Source organism: Bradyrhizobium sp. A11 (genome assembly GCF_042077125.1).
GTDB lineage: Bacteria > Pseudomonadota > Alphaproteobacteria > Rhizobiales > Xanthobacteraceae > Bradyrhizobium > Bradyrhizobium japonicum_B.
In genome coordinates, this window is sequence record NZ_CP149509.1 from 271,293 (window position 1) to 289,087 (window position 17,795).

Sequence of the window (17,795 nt, forward strand, 5' to 3'; positions counted from 1 at the left end):
GATGGTTATCCCAAATCCCGTAATGACAGCGGCCCGTGGTGATGGCTCCCGGTTCGGCGCTTCACTTGTCCGGGACGACGGCGGAGATAGCCGCACGCCCTTGCATTCCCCGACCAGACGCGCTTGCTAATGACCATGATCTCCGACGCGCAAGTGTTGCAACAAACCTCAAAACAAGCCGAAAGCGCTGCCGCGCCCTCGCGCATGTCGCGCTATGCGCGGCCGCTGCTTGGGATATTGCTGCCGCTGACGCTCGCGCTCGGCTGGGAGCTCGCGGTCTGGCTCGGCTGGTCCAACGGGCGGTTGGTGCCGCCGCCCTCGCGCGTCTTTGCCACCATCGCTGAGCTTGCCCGCTCCGGCGAGCTGGTCCGCCACATCGCAGCGACGCTGTGGCGGGTCTCGCTCGGCTTCGCGTTCGGCGTGGTCGCAGGCACGCTGCTCGGCGCCATCTCCGGCTATTGGTCGCTGGCGCGGCGGCTGCTCGATCCGACCGTGCAGGCGCTGCGCGCCATCCCGTCGCTGGCCTGGGTGCCGCTGTTCATCCTCTGGCTCGGCATCTTCGAGACCTCGAAGGTCGCGCTGATTGCGGTCGGCGTGTTCTTCCCGGTCTATCTCGGCGTGATGGGAGCGATCCTCTCGGTCGATCGCAAGATCGTCGAGGTCGGACGCACCTTCCGCCTTTCCGGCTTCGCGATGATCCGCCGCATCCTGTTGCCCGCCGTGCTGCCGGCCTATGTCGTATCCTTGCGCGTCGGGCTTGGTCTCGGCTGGATGTTCGTGGTTGCGGCCGAGCTGATCGGCGCCTCCGAGGGCCTCGGCTATCTCCTGCTCGACGGCCAGCAGCTCGGCAAGCCCGCGCAGATCCTCGCCGCCATCGTGATCTTCGCCATCCTCGGCAAGCTCACCGACTGGCTGATCGAGGTCGCGGCCGCGCCCTTCCTGCGCTGGCAGGACGCGTTCGGCCGCACCAAGGGAGCGTGACGCGATGCTGGCGCTCGATCGGGTCAGCAAGACCTATCCCAACGGCGTCGAGGCGCTGGCGCGCTTCTCCGCCGAGATCAGGCAAGGCGAGATCATCGCCATCATCGGCGGCTCCGGCTGCGGCAAGTCGACATTGCTGCGCGCCATCGCCGGCCTTGATCGCGCCAGCTCGGGCACGGTCGCGCTCGACAATGAGGCGATCAATTCGCCGCATGCCAAGATCGGCATCATCTTCCAGGAGCCGCGGCTTTTGCCCTGGCTCAGCGTCGCCGACAATATCGGCTTTGGACTTGCCGATCTGCCGGCGGCGAAGCGGCGCGAGAAGGTGATGCGCGCGCTCGAACGCGTGGGACTCGCCGACAAGGCGCAGGCCTGGCCGCGCGAGCTCTCGGGCGGGCAGGCGCAGCGCGTCGCGATCGCACGCGCGCTGGTTCCGCAGCCCGAGGTGCTCTTGCTCGACGAGCCGTTCTCCGCGCTCGATGCCTTTACCCGCAGGGATCTCCAGGATCATCTGCTCGATCTATGGGCCGACACGCGGCCGACGCTCATTCTCGTCACACACGACGTCGACGAAGCCGTGGTGCTGGCCGACCGCGTCCTGGTGATGCGGCCACGTCCCGGGCGGCTGTTTGACCAGATCGAGATCAATCTGGGCCGGCCGCGCGACCGCAATTCGCCGCTGTTCGAGAATTTCAAGCGGAGCGTGCTGACGTCACTCGACCGCTCGCTGGACCGGAGCGTGCCCGACCGTGACGCAACCCAGGGTCCCGGTCAGGCCATGTGGTGGTGACAATTTCGCTTCGAGCCGGTACATCGAAGGTAATCTTTCCGGGAGAGAACAAGATGGACGCCGTCCAACTGCGCCAGATGCAGGCTCCGATCAAGGAGCGCTACAAAACCGATCCCAAGACCGCGCTGATCACACTGAAAGCCAAGGGCTCCACCGACAGCGAAGGCATCGCGTGCAAGGTCGAGACCGGCCGCGCCATCGCGATGGCAGGCCTGCATCCGGCCACCGGCGGCTCCGGTCTCGAACTCTGCTCCGGCGACATGCTGCTCGAAGCCCTGGTCGCCTGTGCCGGCGTCACGCTGAAATCGGTTGCGACCGCGATCGAGGTGCCCATGAAGACCGGCAACGTCTATGCCGAGGGCGATCTCGATTTCCGCGGCACGCTCGGCATCGACAAGGAGACCCCGGTCGGCTTCGCCGAGATCCGTCTGCGCTTCGAGGTCGACACCGACGCGCCGCAGGACAAGCTCGATCTCCTGCTCAAGCTGACCGAGCGCTATTGCGTGGTCTACCAGACCATCAAGAACGGCCCGAAGGTCTCGGTGTCGATGCAGCGGATGTGAGGCGCGAGACGCAGCACAACATCGGTGTCGTCCCGGGGCGCGCCGCTTGGCGCGAGCCCGGGAACCATAACCCCAGGCCGTCGTGATTTCAGACGGCCGTAGCTTCAGCTCATAAACCACTCCGGCTGTGGTTATGGATTCTCAGGTGCGCAATTTCGCACCAGAGCTCGCGCTTTGCGCGCCCCGGAATGACAGACAGAATGTCCCCCGACCTCCATTTCATCCTCCTGCTGCTCCTGCGCATGGCGATCGCGGCGACGTTCGTCGTGACGGCGTCGATCATCACCGAACGCGCAGGACCGGTGATCGGCGCGCTGGTCGCGACCCTGCCGATCTCAGCCGGCCCGTCCTACGTCTTCCTCGCGCTCGACCACGACGCCGCCTTCATCGCGCAGGGCGCGTTGGCGAGTCTTCCGATCAATGCGGCGACCATCTTCATGTGCCTCACCTATGTCGTGCTGGCGCAGCGGTACGACCTTTTGGTGAGTTGTGGCAGCGCGGTCGCGGTCTGGATCGTGCTTGCGTCGATCGTCCGTCAGTTCGAATGGTCGCTCACCGCCGGACTGGCCGCGAACCTGATCGCCTTCGGTATCTGCATTCCGCTGCTGGCCGGCTACCGCCACGTGAAGATGCCGCTGGTGACGCGCCGCTGGTATGACGTTCCGATGCGGGCTGCGCTGGTGGCGACGCTCGTCGCCATCGTGGTCTCGACCTCGGGCTGGGTCGGGCCTCGCATCAGCGGTATCATCGCGCTGTATCCCGTCGTGTTCTCCAGCATCATGGTGATCCTGCATCCGCGCATCGGCGGCCCGCCGACAGCCGCCGTGCTCGCCAACTCCGCGTGGGGCCTGCTCGGATTCGGCACGGCAATCGCCGTCCTGCACGTGGCAGTGGTGTCGTTCGGATCAAGCGTCGGTCTGTGCCTCGCGCTCGGCACCTGCGTTGCTTGGAATCTGACGCTGTGGGGCATCGGTCGGCGAGCGATGCACAAGACGTCGCAGCCGTAAGACTACGGATCAGAGCGCGACGGCGGTGGCGAAAAGTCCGTGTCCGGCATGCAGCGCGGCATCTTCGTAAGCCGTTGAATGAGATGCGTCATTTCAAAACCGTGCCGCCGGTCGCGCTGATCGCGACGCGAGCAGTGGTCATTTCGGCACCCGCCGATTTCCGATACGTCTATTAGAACTTTGTTCGAGCTTTTGCCTTACGAACATCCTGCGTACCCGCTTCCGCCGTCATCGGCGCGAACTCGTCCGAGCTGCATCCGAGTGCAGGGGACTCGCGGGAATTGTAGATTTGAGTACGGCTGTTTCGCCGCAACGGTCACTTCCCCGACGAGCTGTCCACGCAATTTCGAGATGGAGATTTCTTGATGTTCGGTCGCAAGTCCCAGATTGATGCCCAAGCCCGGCTTGATGCGATCGGCCGCTCGCAGGCCATGATCGAGTTCAACCTTGATGGCACGATCATCACGGCCAACAAGAACTTCCTCGACGCCCTCGGCTATCGGCTCGACGAGATCCAGGGCAAGCATCATTCCATGTTCGTGCCGGCCGACCAGCGCGATAGCGCCGAGTACAAGGCGTTCTGGGCGGCATTGAACCGTGGCGAGTATCAGGCGCGGGAGTTCAAGCGGATCGCGAAGGATGGCCACGAGGTCTGGATCGAGGCATCCTACAATCCGGTGCTCGACGGCAACGGCAAGACGGTGATGGTCGCCAAGATTGCGACCGACATCACCGCGAAGAAGATCCGCAGCATGACGGATGCCTCGAAGATCGCCGCCATCGGCCGCGCCCAGGCCGTGATCGAGTTCAGGCTCGACGGCACCATCGTCACTGCCAACGAGAATTTCTGCAAGGCGCTCGGCTATTCGTTGTCCGAGATCGAGGGCAAGCACCACAGCCTGTTCGTCGCCGAGGCCGAGCGCAACGGCGCCGCCTATCGCGAGTTCTGGGCCAAGCTCAACCGCGGCGACTACCAGGCCGGGGAGTTCAAGCGCATCGGCAAAGGCGGCCGCGAGGTCTGGATCCTCGCCTCCTACAACCCGCTGCTCGACGAGAACGGCAAGCCCTACGGCGTCGTCAAGTTCGCGACCGACGTGACCGCGGAGAAGCTGAAGAACGCCGATCTCGCCGGCCAGATCGCAGCGATCGACAAGGCCCAGGCCGTGATCGAGTTCAACATGGACGGCACGATCATCACCGCGAACGCCAACTTCCTCGGCGCGCTCGGCTATTCGCTGGCCGAGATCAAGGGCCACCATCACAGCATGTTCGTCGAGCCCAGCGAGCGCGACAGCAGCGCCTATCGCGAGTTCTGGGCGGCGCTCAACCGCGGCGAATACCAGGCCGCCGAATACAAGCGCATCGGCAAGGGCGGCAAGGAGGTCTACATCCAAGCCTCCTACAATCCGATCATGGATCTCAACGGCAAGCCGTTCAAGGTCGTCAAATATGCCACCGACGTCACCAGGCAGGTGCTGGTCCGCATGGGCAACGAGCGCGTGCGCGGCATGATGGAATCGGTCGCGGCGGGTTCCGAGGAGCTCAACGCCTCGGTGCGGGAGATCTCCGAGGCGATGACCAAATCGCGCGAGACCGCGATGAGCGCGGTGGATCAGGTCGCCACCGCGGACGCGCAGGCGCAGCGCCTCACGGAAGCCGCGCAGGCGATGAGCGGTATCGTCGAGCTGATCAACAACATCACCGGACAGATCAACCTGCTCGCGCTCAACGCCACGATCGAATCGGCACGCGCGGGCGAAGCCGGCCGCGGCTTCGCGGTGGTCGCCTCGGAGGTCAAGAGCCTCGCCAACCAGGCCAAGCAGGCCACCGACAAGATCGGCGCGGAGATCGGCAGCCTCAACGGCATCTCCGGCGACGTCGTCAGCGCGCTCGGCTCGATCAAGCAGGCCATCAACAATGTCAGCGAATACGTGACGTCGACGGCCGCGGCGATCGAGGAGCAGAGCACCGTCACGAACGAGATGTCGACCAGCATGCAGCGCGCTGCGGCGGAAGCCGCGGCGATGGCCAACCGGGCATAGGATAGACAATAGGGTGGGCAAGGGCGCGCTCTCGCGCGCCGTGCCCACCATCTCTTCGCGATCCAGCAGATGCGCGTGGGCACGCTTCGCTTTGCCCACCCTGCGGCACCGTCACTGCTTCGGCAGCTTGGCCTTCAACGCATAGAGCGCATCGAGCGCCTCGCGTGGCGACATCTCGTCGGGGTGCAGCGCCTTCACCGCGTCCATCAGCAGCTCGGCCTCGCTCGGCGGGGCGGCTTCCGCTGCGGCGCGCGAGGGCACGGCGAACAGCGGCAGGTCGTCCACCAGCGCGCGCGCGGTCTGGCCGCGGTCCTGTGCCTCTAGCTTGGAGAGAACCGACTTCGCGCGCGTGATCACCGCCGGCGGCAGCCCGGCGAGTTTGGCCACCTGGATGCCGTAGGAGCGGTCGGCCGAGCCCGGCAGCACCTCGTGCAGGAACACGACATTGCCCTGCCATTCCTTCACCCGCACGGTGGCATTGAACATCCGCGGCAGCTTGGCCGAGAGCGCGGTCAGCTCGTGATAATGCGTAGCGAACAGGGTGCGGCAACGGTTGCTCTCGTGCAGATGCTCGATCGCGGCCCAGGCGATCGAGAGGCCGTCGAACGTCGCGGTGCCGCGGCCGATCTCGTCGAGGATGACCAGCGAGCGCTCGCCGGCTTGATTGAGGATCGCCGCAGTCTCGACCATCTCCACCATGAAGGTGGAACGGCCGCGGGCGAGATCGTCGGCGGCGCCAACGCGCGAGAACAGGCGGTCGACGATGCCGATCCGCGCACGGGTGGCCGGCACGAAGCTGCCGATCTGGGCGAGCAGCGCGATCAGCGCGTTCTGGCGCAGGAAAGTCGATTTGCCGGCCATGTTCGGGCCGGTCAGCAGCCAGAGCTGACCGGACTTTTGGCCAGGCGCCGGCGAAAGATCGCAGGCATTGGCGATGAACGGCTCGCCATTGCGCTTCAGGGCCTGCTCGACCACGGGATGGCGGCCGGCCTCGATCGCAAAGCCGAGGGAATCGTCCACGTCCGGCCGCACGTAATGATCGTCGACCGCGAGCTTTGCGAGCGATGTCGCGACGTCGAGCAGGGCAAAGGCGTGCGCCGCGGCGCGCAGATCGTCGCTGATCGCCATCGCCTTCGCTGACAGCCGCTCGAAGATCTCGAGCTCCAGTCCGAGCGCACGATCGCCGGCATTGGCGATCTTGGCCTCGATCTCGCCGAGCTCGGAGGTGGTGAAGCGCACCTGGCCCGCCAGCGTCTGGCGATGGATGAAGGTCGCGTTCAGCGGCGCCGACATCAGCTTGTCGCCGTGCTGCGCCGTGACCTCGACGAAATAGCCGAGCACGTTGTTGTGGCGAATCTTGAGGCCTTTGACGGCGGTCGCGTCGGCGTAGCGGGCCTGCATCGAGGCCACCACCAGGCGCGAGGCGTCGCGCAGGTTTCGCGCTTCATCCAGTGCCGGCTCGTAGCCCTGTCGGACGAAGCCGCCGTCGCGCTTGATCAGCGGCAGCTGCTCGTCGAGCGCGCCGGCGAATTCCGTCGCCAGCTCGCGCGACGGCCTCTGCAGCGCTGCCATCACCGCCGCGATCTCCTGCGGCGGCTCATCCAGTTCGGAGAGCCGTGTCAGCACCTGGTCCGCGGCGATAATGCCGTCGCGGATGCCGGCGAGATCGCGCGGCCCGCCGCGACCGACCGAGAGACGGGCCAGCGCCCGCGACATGTCGGGCGCGCCGCGCAGGATGCTGCGGATGTCCTCGCGCGCGGCCGAATCGGTGACGAAGGTGCTGACCGCATCGAGCCGGCGCGCAATGGCGGGCGCATCCGTCAGCGGCGCCGCCAGCCGCTGCGCCAGCAGGCGCGAGCCCGCCGAGGTCACGGTGCAGTCGATCGCATCGAGCAGCGATCCCCGGCGTTCGCCGGCGAGCGTCCGCGTCAACTCGAGATTGGCGCGTGTGGCCGGATCGATCGCCATGGTCGCGCCCGAGGCCTCGCGCGCGGGCGGCGACAGCGGCGGATGCTTCCCGACCTGGGTGCGGTCGACATAGGTGATTGCGGCGGCCGCGGCGGTCGCCTCGAGCCGCGTGAGCTGCGCCAGCCCGTCCATGGTCGCGACCGCGAAATAGTCGCACAGCCGCTTCTCGGCGGTGGCGCCGTCGAACACGTCGCGGGTCAGCGGCGTCACCGCCGGCAGCTCGCGCAGGGTCTGTCCGAGCTCGCTGTCGTTATAGAGCGCGTCGGTGACGATCGCCTCGTTCGGGTTGATGCGCGCCAGCGTCGCGGCGAGCTCGCCGCTCGCGCATTCGGTGACCATGAACTCGGCGGTCGAGATGTCGATCCAGGCAAGGCCGAAGCGATCGCCGCCGCCGGAGGCGCGGGCGCGCGCGATCGCCAGCAGGTAATTGTTGGCGCGGGCGTCGAGCAGCGTGTCCTCGGTCAGCGTGCCCGGCGTGACCAGCCGCACCACGCCGCGGCGGACTACGCTCTTGTTGCCGCGCGCTTTCGCGGCGGCAGGATCCTCGGTCTGCTCGCAGACCGCGACGCGGTGACCGGCCGAGATCAGGCGGTGCAGATAATCCTCGGAGCGCTCGACCGGCACGCCGCACATCGGGATGTCGGCGCCCTGATGCTTGCCGCGCTTGGTCAGGACGATGCCGAGCGTCTTGGAGGCGATCTCGGCATCCTCGAAGAACAATTCGTAGAAGTCGCCCATCCGGTAGAACAGCAGCAGGCCCTGATGCGCCGCCTTGATCTCCAGATATTGTTCCATCATCGGCGTGACGCGCGCGGCGGCTTCCGCCGGCGGTGCGGGCGCTTCGTCGGGGGGCGGTGCTTGTATCGGCTGCTGCATCGTCATGGGCGGCGCAACCTACAAAATTTCGGCACCTGCTCCTATCGCTTTGGCCGGAGAGAGAAGGTTTTCCACGTTGTCCGTGTATGCACGCGGTTGCCACATTCTCGGTCGTCATTCCGGGATGCGCCGCCAGGCGCTGGCCCGGAATCCATCGGGCCGCAGGTCGCGCGGACAAATGGATTCCGGGTTCGCGCCAAATGGCGCGCCCCGGAATGACAGGGAGTTCCGAATACGCCACCTGCGAATCCGTCAATTGACCTGCCGCGGGCGCCCTCCTAAAACTCCGCCGTCATTGAAGAATTTGGGCCGAACCGCGGCATTCAGGGAGAACAACGATGCGTGACGTCTTTATCTGCGATGCCGTGCGGACCCCGATCGGCCGCTTCGGCGGCTCGCTCGCCAAGGTGCGCGCCGACGATCTCGCCGCCGCCCCGATCAAGGCGCTGATGGCCAAGCACCCCAATCTCGACTGGGCGCAGGTGGACGAGGTCTTCTTCGGCTGCGCCAATCAGGCCGGCGAGGACAACCGCAACGTCGCGCGCATGGCGCTCCTGCTCGCAGGTCTGCCGGATTCGGTTCCCGGCCAGACCCTGAACCGGCTGTGTGCCTCCGGTCTCGATGCGGTCGGCGCCGCGGGCCGCGCCATCCGCTCCGGCGAGATCGAGCTCGCCATTGCCGGCGGCGTCGAGTCGATGACCCGCGCGCCGTTCGTGATGGGCAAGGCGCAGGAGGCCTTCTCGCGTTCGGCCGAAATCTTCGACACCACGATCGGCTGGCGCTTCATCAATCCGCTGCTCAAGGCACAGTACGGCGTCGACGCCATGCCCGAGACCGGCGAGAACGTCGCCGAGGAATTCCAGGTCTCGCGCGCCGACCAGGACGCCTTCGCGATCCGCTCGCAGCAGCGCGCGGGCAAGGCGATCGCCTCCGGCTATTTTGCGGAAGAGATCACCCCGATCACCATTCCAGGCGGCAAGGCCGGCCCCATCACCGTCGACAAGGACGAGCATCCGCGCCCCGAGACCACGCTGGAGGGCCTCGCCAAGCTGAAGCCGATCGTGCGCAATCCGGGCACCGTCACCGCCGGCAACGCCTCCGGCGTCAATGACGGCGCTGCCGCGATGATCCTGGCCTCGGAGGCAGCTGTGAAGAAGCATGGCCTGACGCCCCGCGCCCGCATCCTGGGCTTGGCCTCGGCCGGCGTGCCGCCGCGTATCATGGGCATTGGCCCGGTGCCCGCGACCCGCAAGCTGATGGAACGCCTCGGCAAGAAGATCAGCGATTTCGACCTGATCGAGCTCAACGAGGCCTTCGCCTCCCAGGGCATCGCCTGCATGCGCCAGCTCGGCGTCGCCGATGATGCCGATTTCGTCAATCCGCATGGCGGGGCCATCGCGCTCGGTCATCCCCTCGGCATGAGCGGCGCGCGCCTCGCGCTCACCGCCGTCCACGGCATGGAAAAGCGTGGCGGCAAGCTCGCACTCGCCACCATGTGCGTCGGCGTCGGCCAGGGTGTCGCGGTGGCGATCGAGAAGCTGAACTGACCGGACGCGCAACGTCCGGTCATCCCGGGGCAGCCCGTCAGGGCTGAACCCGGGATCTCGAGATTCCGGGTTCAGCCCCTGCGGGCTGCCCCGGAATGACAGCTTCGGAAAGCCCGCGAAACCGGCTTCCCCAAATTAGTTATATCCTATAATGATCGGCGGTATTCATTGACCGACCGGCCGGAGCAACATGGCCGGGGAGGAGTTCGCCAATGACGTTCATCTATCCCACCGACAGCAACAAGGCGCATCCGCTGCCGCTGTCGCCCGATTACAAGAGCTCGGTCAAGCGTGCGCCGAACAGGCCCTTGATCCCGATGCGTCATACCTTGTCGGAGCTCACCGGTCCGGTCTACGGCCACGAGACCGTGCGCGAGGGCGACAACGATCTCACCCGCCAGCACAGCGGCGAGCCGCTCGGCGAGCGCATCATCGTCCACGGCCACGTGCGCGACGAGGACGGCCGCGGCGTACCGAACTCGCTGGTCGAGATCTGGCAGGCCAATTCCTGCGGGCGTTACGTCCATGTCCGCGACCAGCATCCGGCGCCACTCGATCCGAATTTCACCGGCGCAGGCCGCACCGTGAGCGATGCCTCCGGTTATTATCGTTTTGTCACGATCAAGCCCGGCGCCTATCCCTGGGGCAATCACCACAATGCATGGCGGCCGGCGCATATCCATCTGTCGGTGTTCGGCTATTCCTTCGTCACGCGCCTTGTGACGCAGATGTACTTCCCGAACGATCCGCTGTTTCCGTTCGACCCGATCTTCAACTCGGTGCCGGACGAGAAGGCGCGGGCGCGCATGGTCTCCTCGTTCGATCTCGAGAACACCCAGCCCGAATGGGCGCTGTGCTACCGCTTCGACATCGTGCTGCGCGGCAAGAACGCCACCCCCATGGAGAACCACTAAGTGCAAGACTCTGTGAAACCCAATGGGATCACGCCATCGCAAACGGTCGGTCCGTTCTTCAAATACGGCCTGACGCCGGCCGGCGAGTATGCCTGGAACGATGCGTTCACCAACTCGACGCTGACCCCAGACGTCACGGGCGATCGCGCCCGGATCGAAGGCCGCGTGTTCGACGGCGATGGCGTCGCCGTGCCGGATTGCATGCTGGAGATCTGGCAGGCGGACGCGCAAGGCCGCTTCGCCGACCCCCAGGACAAGCGTGCGCTGCCGAATGCGAGCTTCCGCGGCTTCGCCCGTTGTGGCACCGACAAGGACGGCAATTACGCTTTCGAGACCATCAAGCCGGGCGCGGTGCCGGATCCCGACGGCAAGCCGCAGGCGCCGCACATCCTGCTCGCGGTGTTCGGCCGCGGCATGCTGCGGCATCTCTACACCCGCATCTATTTCAGCGACGAGTCCGGTAATGCCGCCGATCCCGTGCTGGCGCTGGTGCCCGCCGATCGGCGCGCCACGCTGATTGCCGTGCGGGAGGGTGGCAAGCCGGTCTACCGGCTCGACCTCCGGCTTCAGGGCGACAACGAGACGGTGTTCTTCGACGTGTGAGACAAACGGTGCCGCTGACGCCAGATCGCCGGCACCGCATTTCTCATCCAGCGCAAGCGGCCTTGGTCTCCGGCCGCATGCGTCTCTCTGGTTGCCGGTGCGTCAGTCCCGTTGACCTAAAACCGACTGACCGGCGACCAATTGCCGTAGTCTTGCGGAGCCTTTCTTTCAGCACCGCCCCGGGGTGCAAGCCCGTATTTACCACATTGATCTAGGCTGCACGCGGTTTCGGCGCGCGCCCTGGATTATTTCATGAAAATTCGTTTGTCGCTGTCCTCCGCGATCATCGCATTCGGAATCGTTCTCGCGATTGGCTTTGCGGCGGTGGTCTCCACCAGCCTCTATACGCTCCGTGAGCTCAAGGTCGGGGGTCCGCTCTATTCCGACATCAAGCTGGGCAACGATCTCATCGCGGACATCCTGCCGCCGCCGGAATATGTCATCGAGGCCTATCTCGAGGCGACCCTGGCCATGCGCGAGCCGGATCAGCTGGCGGCCCACGGCGAGCGCCTGGTTCAGCTCCGCAAGGACTACGACGAGCGCAAGGCCTTCTGGGTCTCCTCCAGCCTTGCGGCCGACCTGAAGACGGCGCTGGTGTCGAAATCCGATGCCGAAGTGCAGAAATTCTGGAAGGCGTCCGACCAGCTCCTGCCGGCCCTCAAGGCCAGGGACACGGCTGCCTCCGAGCGCGCCTATGCCCAGGTCAAGGAGGCCTATACCGCGCATCGCGCCGTGATCGACAGCATCGTCGAGAGCGCCAACAAGCAGAATGCCGCCATGGAGAAGCTGGCCGCGGACCGCGACAGCTCGATGCTTTGGATCCTCCTCGGCGTCGCCGCCGCCGTCCTGGCCTTTGTTGCCGCCGGCCTGCTCGGCGTTGCCGTCGGCGTGGTGCGCCCGATCGTGCGCATGACGGACACGATGCAGAAGCTTTCGACCGGCGATCTCGCCGCCGACATTCCGTTCGCCCACCGCCAGGACGAGGTCGGCTCGATGGCGGGTGCGCTCGTGGTGTTCAAGCAGGCGGCGGTCGAGAATTCCCGCCTGCGCGAGGAACAGTTGCGGCAGGAGCAGGAGGCGGCGCTGGCCAAACGTGGTGCGCTGCAACAGATGGCGGAGACCGTCGAGCGTGAGACCGGCCGCTCGGTCGACACCGCCAGCGCGGCGAGCCAAGGCGTGGAGCGGGCTGCCACCAGCCTGTCCGAGATTGCAAGTTCGCTCTCGGCGCAGTCGCAGGCCGTCGCCGCAGCCTCCACCCAGGCCCTCGGAAGTTCGCAGACCGTCTCGGCCGCGGCCGAGGAACTGAGCGTCTCGATCCGCGAGATCGCGAGCCAGGTCGCGCGGACCAGCACAGTCACGAAATCGGCGGTCGCCGGCCGCGAGCAGGCGCGTTCGACCATCCAGGCGCTGGCCGGATCAGTGAAGAAGATCGCCGAGGTCTCCGACCTCATCGGCGGCATTGCCGGCCAGACCAACCTGCTGGCGCTCAACGCCACGATCGAGGCGGCGCGCGCCGGCGAGGGCGGCCGCGGCTTCGCCGTGGTCGCCGCCGAGGTGAAATCCCTGTCGGACCAGACCGCCAAATCCACCGAGGAGATCGCGCGGCTGATTGCCGAGATCCAGGCCTCGACGCAGGCGGCGGTCGATGCCGTCGAGACGATGGGAGGCCACATCGTCGAGATCGACGGCGTGGCGACCTCTGTTGCCGCTGCGATGGAAGAGCAGGACGCCGCGACGCGGGAGATCACGCGGTCGATTTCCGAATCGGCGTCTGCAGCGAAGGAGGTCTCGGCCAAGATCGGCAATGTCAGCCGCGACGCCGCCTCCGTGAACGAGCGCGCAGCCGAGGTCAGGCAGGCGATCGCCGGCATGGCGGCCAATCTCGAACAGCTGCGCTCGGTCGTGGTACGGACCGTGCGCGACTCGACCGCGGCAGCCTGAGCCCGGCGGCATTTCGGCTGCTGGTGCCCGGGAGTGCGAATCGTGCAGGATGGCGCGGGACAGGGGCATCGTGGTTCATGACATCTCCACAATTGCCGGCGGTCGTTGAGCCCGCCCGACTGACAGCCGCGCTGCGCCGCGGCGGCGTGCTGGACGCCGGCGCGGTGCGCGAGGTCAAGGTGCTGCACCAGCGCGACACCCTGGTGTCGCACATCATCCGGCTTGGCCTGCGCTATGTCGGCGAATCCGCCGGCGCCCCGCAATCGCTGATCCTGAAGACCGCAAATTCCGCGTTCGCCGAGAGACTTGCCAATGGCGGCCGGCGCGAGGTGGAATACTACACGCAGCTGACGCCGAGCATGCCGCCAGGACTCGTGCCCCGCTGCTTCGACGGACATTTCGACGAGGACAGCCTCGCCTGGCATCTTCTGCTCGAGGACCTCACCGACAGCCACGCCATCGCGGCGGCCTGGCCGCTGCCGCCATCGCGCGATCAGGCGATCGCGATCGTGACGACGCTCGCACGCTGGCACGCGGCGTGGTGGGACCATCCAGGCCTCGGCGATGCCGTCGGCACCTTCGCCAGCCCCGAGGACAGCGCCGAGCGCATGGAAACGTTCGCCGGACATTACGACCGCTTTGCCGATTATCTCGGTGACCGCCTCAGCGAGGAGCGGCGCACGCTCTATCGGCGCCTGATCGATCAATCGGATCGGCTGTCCCAGCGCTACCATTCACGCCGCCACCTCAGCATCACCCATGGCGATGCCCATGTCTGGAATTTCCTGCTGCCGCGCGCGGGCGTCGACGATACCGTGCGGATCTTCGATTTCGATCTGTGGAGCATCAACGTTCCAACCCACGACCTCGCCTACATGATGGCGATGCATTGGTATCCGGAACGCCGGCAGGCGCTCGAACGCCCGCTGCTCAATCTCTACCATGACACGCTGATCGAGGGCGGTATCACCGGCTATACGCGCGGCGCGCTCGATCGCGACTATCGCTGGGCGGTGCTCTGGCAGATCACGCGGCCGGTCTGGCAGTGGAGCATCGACATCCCGCCGGTGATCTGGTGGAACAATCTGGAGCGGGTGATGGCGGCGGTGGACGATTTGGGCTGCGAGGAATTGTTGTAAGGCTCTCGTGTCCCGGGCGCGGTGCAGCGCGTAGCGGTGCGCCGCAGAACCGGGACCCAGCATGCCGCGTGGCATGGCCCCGGCTCAGCAGCGCATCACTGGTGTGCTGCGCTGCGTCCGGGGCAGGAGATCTGCCAATTACTCCATCACCGCATGTTCCGGCCCGGCCGCCTGCTTGCGCAGCGTGGCCTTGGTCGAGCCGATCAGGAGCGCGAGCGGGATGGTGCAGAGCACGAAGATCATCACCAGCTGGTAATCATGGGAAAAGGCGATGATCTGTGCCTGCACGCTGACCATTCGGTCGGCCATGGCGCGGCCGGCGTCGGTCGACAGATTGATCAGGCCGCTGACGCCGGGCATCTGCAGCGCGTGATTGAAGGGATTGATGTGCTCGGAGAGGATCGCGTAGGTCCATCGCGTGCCCTGCGTCAATTGCGCGATCACGATGGAAATGCCGACCGAACTGGCGACGTTTCGCATCAGGGTCAGCATCGCAGTGCCGTCGGTGCGCAGCTCGTTCGACAATGTCAGGAACGCCACGGTCGAGAGCGGAACGAAGACGAGGCCGAAGCCAAACCCCTGGATGACGCTGACGGTCACGATCTCCGGCACCTGGGTCAGTTCGGTCCAGCCGGTCATCTGGAACAGCGAGGCGGCCGTCAGCGCCAGCCCGGCGATGATCAGCGTGCGCGCCTCGAAATAACGCATCATGCGGCCGACCAGCATCATGGCGAAGAAGGTGCCGATGCCGCGGGTCGCCAACAGCAGGCCGGCGGTGATGATGGGATAACCGATCACGTTCTGCATGTAGGGCGAGGCCAGCGCCATGGTCGAGAACAGCACGAGCCCCATCACGATCATGAACATGCAGCCGGTGACGAAGTTGCGGTCCCGGAACAGTGCGAAGCGGATGAACGGGGTCGAAGTCGTGAAGGAATGCGCAAGGAAGAAGTAGAACGCGACGGCCGACACGATGAACTCGGCGAGGATCTCGTTCGATTCCAGCCAGCCCAATTGCTCGCCGCGGTCGAGGGCGAGCTGCAGCGCGCCGATCGCGACCGCCAAGGCGGCGAAACCGAACCAGTCGAATTTGAGGCTGATGTTCGTCTCGGTCTCGTCCATGAAGACGATCAGCCCGAGCACCGTGATGGCACCGAACGGCAGGTTCACGAAGAACACCCAGTGCCAGGAATAGGTCTCGGTCAGCCATGCGCCGAGCGAGGGTCCCATGATCGGGCCCATCATCACGCCCATGCCCCAGATCGACATCGCCTTGGCGCGTTCCTGCAGCGTGTAATAGTCGAGCATCACCGATTGCGACAGCGGCACCAGGGCGGCGCCGAACACACCCTGCAGCAGCCGGAATAGCACCATCTGGTTGATGTCTTGCGCGAGGCCGCACAGCACCGACGCCATGGTGAAGCCGGCCGAGCAGATGATGAAGATGCGCTTGCGGCCGAACCGGTTGGCGATCCAGCCGACGGGCGCCGTCATGATCGCGGCGGCGACGATGTAGGAGGTCAGCACCCAGTTGATCTGGTCCTGCGAGGCCGACAGCGTGCCCTGCATGTAGGGCAGAGCGACGTTGGCGATGGTGGTGTCCAGCGCCTGCATGATGGTCGCGGTCATGGCGCAGATCGTCACCATGTTCCGGCGCAGGCCGGGGACCATCAGATTGGCGTTGGGACCGGACATCCGATCAGTCCTTGTCAGTCCTTATCTTGATCTTGGCTCGCGGTCGCCGGCAGGCCGAAGAGGCCGGCGAGCGAGCGCCGATGGCCGGTGTCGATGGTGGCATAGACGCTCATCCCGGCCTTCAGTTTCCGCACGTATTTGTCGGTCTCGTCGAAATAGATGCGGATCGGCACGCGCTGCACCACCTTGACGAAATTGCCGGTGGCGTTCTGCGGCGGCAGGATCGCAAATTGCGCGCCGGTGCCGGGCGAGAGCGAGCCGATCTTGCCCTTGAAGACATGGTTCGGGAACGCGTCGACCTCGAGCGTGACCGGCTGCCCCTCGGTGACATGGGTGAGGTCGCTCTCCTTCGGATTGGCGTCGACCCAGGGATGGGCGACGTCGATGATGGAGAACACCGGCGTGCCGGCCGCGACGTAGCGTCCGAGCTGGATCTGCTCGACCTGCGTCGCCACGCCTTCCATCGGCGCGCGCAGCACGGTGTGGTCGAGGTTGCGCTGGGCGTCGTCCAGCTTGGCCTTCGCCTGCGCGTAGGGCGGAAATCGCTCCAGCGGCAATTCGGGGTCGCCGAGCAGCTGCGTCTTGGCGTTGGAGAGTTGCTGCTTGATGTATTGCGCCTGCCCGCCGGCGGTGACCAGTGCAGTCGAGGCATTGTCGAGGTCGAGCTGCGAGCCAAAATTGTTCTTCACCAGCGCCTGCTTGCGCTCGACATCGCGCTTCTTCAGATCGATGCCCTGCTGGGCCAGATCGAGCATGTCGCCATAGATCTTGATGTTGGCGACGAGGTTGTCATAGGTCGTGCGGGCCTGCGCGAGCTGCGCCTTGGCCTCGTCCACCGCGAGGCGGAACGGAACGGGGTCGATCTCGAACAGCTCGTCGCCGCGCTTGACCGACTGGCCCTCCTTCACGATCACCTTCAAAATCTTGCCGGAGATGTCGGGCGTCACCAGCACCTTCTGGGCGCCGACATAGGCGTCGTCGGTCCCGACATAGCGGCCGCCATGCAGGTAGAAGGTGAGGCCGCCGATGGCGACGACAACCGGCAGCACGACCAGGAGCAGGAAGCGGCGATAGCGGCGCAAGCCTGCCACCAGGCGGCGGCGCGGGTCGGTGCCGGCTTTCTTGGTGGGCTTGCCGCCGTCAGTCTTCTGCTCGGGCTGGAACTTGAGGACCTGGTCAGCCATAGCGCTGCTCCTTGCGCGCTTGCTCAGCGCCGGATGCCTGGATCGCAGTGCGCACGTTTTCCTTGATGGTCTCGAGCTGGGTCAGGAGGCGGTGGGCGTCCGCCGGTGTGATGCCGTCGAGCGCATTGGCGGTCAGCTCCGACCTCAACCCGCTCAGCCGACCCAGCAATTGCCGGCCGGCCTTCTTGAGATAGAGGCGCTTGACGCGGCGGTCCGAAGCGTCGCTGCGGCGCTCGATCCAGTCATTATCGCAGAGCTTGTCGATCATGCGGGTCAGCGTGATCGGCTGCATCTCTAGCAGCTCGGCCAGTTCCGACTGCTTCATGCCCTCGCTGCGCTCGACCTTGGCCAGCACCGCCCATTGCGCGCGGGTAATGCCGAACCGCCTTGCCTCCTTGTCGGCATAGACTCGCAACAGGCGGTAAAGCTCGCCCAGCGTGAACAGGAAGTTCTGGTCGACGGACCCGCGGCTCATGAGCTTGGTCTCCAATAAGCTCGGAATATAATAAGCAAGCTTATTATTATTCCCATGGCGAGTTCAGAGG

14 protein-coding genes are annotated in these 17,795 nt (G+C 65.8%); 10 read left to right on the top strand and 4 right to left on the bottom strand.

The genetic code is table 11. The features are described from left to right. The first annotated feature begins 135 nt into the window (after positions 1 to 135). The 5 genes from WI560_RS01230 to WI560_RS01250 all read left to right on the top strand — a co-directional run bounded on the left by WI560_RS01230 (position 136) and on the right by WI560_RS01250 (position 5,383). Positions 136 to 981: an ABC transporter permease gene (locus WI560_RS01230; RefSeq protein WP_375308970.1), complete on the top strand. Its 846-nt coding sequence runs from the start codon at positions 136 to 138 to the stop codon at positions 979 to 981. Between the two features lie 4 nt (positions 982 to 985). Beyond that, on the top strand, positions 986 to 1,771 hold the full coding sequence (locus tag WI560_RS01235; protein ID WP_375306571.1) for an ABC transporter ATP-binding protein: 786 nt from the start codon (positions 986 to 988) through the stop codon (positions 1,769 to 1,771). Positions 1,772 to 1,824: 53 nt separating this feature from the next. Further along, positions 1,825 to 2,334 (top strand): OsmC family protein, encoded by a 510-nt coding sequence (locus WI560_RS01240; protein WP_028133787.1) that lies wholly within the window; start codon positions 1,825 to 1,827, stop codon positions 2,332 to 2,334. A gap of 200 nt (positions 2,335 to 2,534) precedes the next feature. After that, on the top strand, positions 2,535 to 3,341 hold the full coding sequence (locus tag WI560_RS01245; protein WP_375306572.1) for a hypothetical protein: 807 nt from the start codon (positions 2,535 to 2,537) through the stop codon (positions 3,339 to 3,341). A 365-nt stretch (positions 3,342 to 3,706) separates the two neighbouring features. Next, positions 3,707 to 5,383 (top strand): PAS domain-containing protein, encoded by a 1,677-nt coding sequence (locus tag WI560_RS01250; RefSeq protein WP_375306573.1) that lies wholly within the window; start codon positions 3,707 to 3,709, stop codon positions 5,381 to 5,383. A gap of 111 nt (positions 5,384 to 5,494) precedes the next feature. Here the strand turns inward: WI560_RS01250 and mutS are convergent, their stop codons facing one another. Next, the gene (mutS, locus tag WI560_RS01255) at positions 5,495 to 8,233 is read right to left on the bottom strand and encodes a DNA mismatch repair protein MutS (RefSeq protein ID WP_375306574.1); all 2,739 of its coding nucleotides are present in this window, start codon (positions 8,231 to 8,233) and stop codon (positions 5,495 to 5,497) included. A gap of 332 nt (positions 8,234 to 8,565) precedes the next feature. Here mutS and pcaF point away from each other — a divergent pair, with 332 nt between their 5' ends. The 5 genes from pcaF (at position 8,566) to WI560_RS01280 (ending at position 14,371) form a co-directional block, all read left to right on the top strand. Then, on the top strand, positions 8,566 to 9,774 hold the full coding sequence (pcaF, locus tag WI560_RS01260) for a 3-oxoadipyl-CoA thiolase (RefSeq protein ID WP_257179250.1): 1,209 nt from the start codon (positions 8,566 to 8,568) through the stop codon (positions 9,772 to 9,774). 212 nt (positions 9,775 to 9,986) lie between these two features. Continuing rightward, a complete protein-coding gene (gene pcaH / locus WI560_RS01265) occupies positions 9,987 to 10,688 on the top strand; it encodes a protocatechuate 3,4-dioxygenase subunit beta (RefSeq protein ID WP_375306575.1) in 702 nt (233 codons plus the stop codon). Continuing rightward, positions 10,689 to 11,291 carry a protocatechuate 3,4-dioxygenase subunit alpha gene (pcaG, locus tag WI560_RS01270; protein ID WP_375306576.1) on the top strand — a complete coding sequence of 201 codons (603 nt, stop codon included), beginning with the start codon at positions 10,689 to 10,691 and terminating at the stop codon, positions 11,289 to 11,291. Positions 11,292 to 11,543: 252 nt separating this feature from the next. After that, positions 11,544 to 13,232, top strand: a complete 1,689-nt coding sequence (locus WI560_RS01275) for a methyl-accepting chemotaxis protein (protein WP_375306577.1) — start codon at positions 11,544 to 11,546, stop codon at positions 13,230 to 13,232. Between the two features lie 77 nt (positions 13,233 to 13,309). Further along, positions 13,310 to 14,371 (top strand): phosphotransferase, encoded by a 1,062-nt coding sequence (locus WI560_RS01280; protein WP_375306578.1) that lies wholly within the window; start codon positions 13,310 to 13,312, stop codon positions 14,369 to 14,371. A 138-nt stretch (positions 14,372 to 14,509) separates the two neighbouring features. On the opposite strand, the gene WI560_RS01285 is transcribed toward WI560_RS01280, so the two are convergent. From WI560_RS01285 to WI560_RS01295, 3 genes are read right to left on the bottom strand one after another with little or no spacing between them, the layout of a single operon-like run. Next, on the bottom strand, positions 14,510 to 16,066 hold the full coding sequence (locus WI560_RS01285) for an MDR family MFS transporter (protein ID WP_375306579.1): 1,557 nt from the start codon (positions 16,064 to 16,066) through the stop codon (positions 14,510 to 14,512). A gap of 14 nt (positions 16,067 to 16,080) precedes the next feature. Then, a complete protein-coding gene (locus WI560_RS01290; protein ID WP_375306580.1) occupies positions 16,081 to 17,250 on the bottom strand; it encodes an HlyD family secretion protein in 1,170 nt (389 codons plus the stop codon). Further along, positions 17,243 to 17,725: a MarR family winged helix-turn-helix transcriptional regulator gene (locus tag WI560_RS01295; protein ID WP_375306581.1), complete on the bottom strand. Its 483-nt coding sequence runs from the start codon at positions 17,723 to 17,725 to the stop codon at positions 17,243 to 17,245. The genes WI560_RS01290 and WI560_RS01295 overlap by 8 nt, the downstream gene beginning before the upstream one ends. Positions 17,726 to 17,795: the final 70 nt, after the last annotated feature.

Bases quoted from the DNA above. Each gene is read 5' to 3' on its own strand.
- WI560_RS01230 (WP_375308970.1), top strand. From the start codon at position 136: ATGATCTCCGACGCGCAAGTGTTGCAACAAACCTCAAAACAAGCCGAA.
- WI560_RS01235 (WP_375306571.1), top strand. From the start codon at position 986: ATGCTGGCGCTCGATCGGGTCAGCAAGACCTATCCCAACGGCGTCGAG.
- WI560_RS01240 (WP_028133787.1), top strand. From the start codon at position 1,825: ATGGACGCCGTCCAACTGCGCCAGATGCAGGCTCCGATCAAGGAGCGC.
- WI560_RS01245 (WP_375306572.1), top strand. From the start codon at position 2,535: ATGTCCCCCGACCTCCATTTCATCCTCCTGCTGCTCCTGCGCATGGCG.
- WI560_RS01250 (WP_375306573.1), top strand. From the start codon at position 3,707: ATGTTCGGTCGCAAGTCCCAGATTGATGCCCAAGCCCGGCTTGATGCG.
- mutS (WP_375306574.1), bottom strand. From the start codon at position 8,233: ATGACGATGCAGCAGCCGATACAAGCACCGCCCCCCGACGAAGCGCCC.
- pcaF (WP_257179250.1), top strand. From the start codon at position 8,566: ATGCGTGACGTCTTTATCTGCGATGCCGTGCGGACCCCGATCGGCCGC.
- pcaH (WP_375306575.1), top strand. From the start codon at position 9,987: ATGACGTTCATCTATCCCACCGACAGCAACAAGGCGCATCCGCTGCCG.
- WI560_RS01275 (WP_375306577.1), top strand. From the start codon at position 11,544: ATGAAAATTCGTTTGTCGCTGTCCTCCGCGATCATCGCATTCGGAATC.
- WI560_RS01280 (WP_375306578.1), top strand. From the start codon at position 13,310: ATGACATCTCCACAATTGCCGGCGGTCGTTGAGCCCGCCCGACTGACA.
- WI560_RS01285 (WP_375306579.1), bottom strand. From the start codon at position 16,066: ATGTCCGGTCCCAACGCCAATCTGATGGTCCCCGGCCTGCGCCGGAAC.
- WI560_RS01290 (WP_375306580.1), bottom strand. From the start codon at position 17,250: ATGGCTGACCAGGTCCTCAAGTTCCAGCCCGAGCAGAAGACTGACGGC.
- WI560_RS01295 (WP_375306581.1), bottom strand. From the start codon at position 17,725: ATGAGCCGCGGGTCCGTCGACCAGAACTTCCTGTTCACGCTGGGCGAG.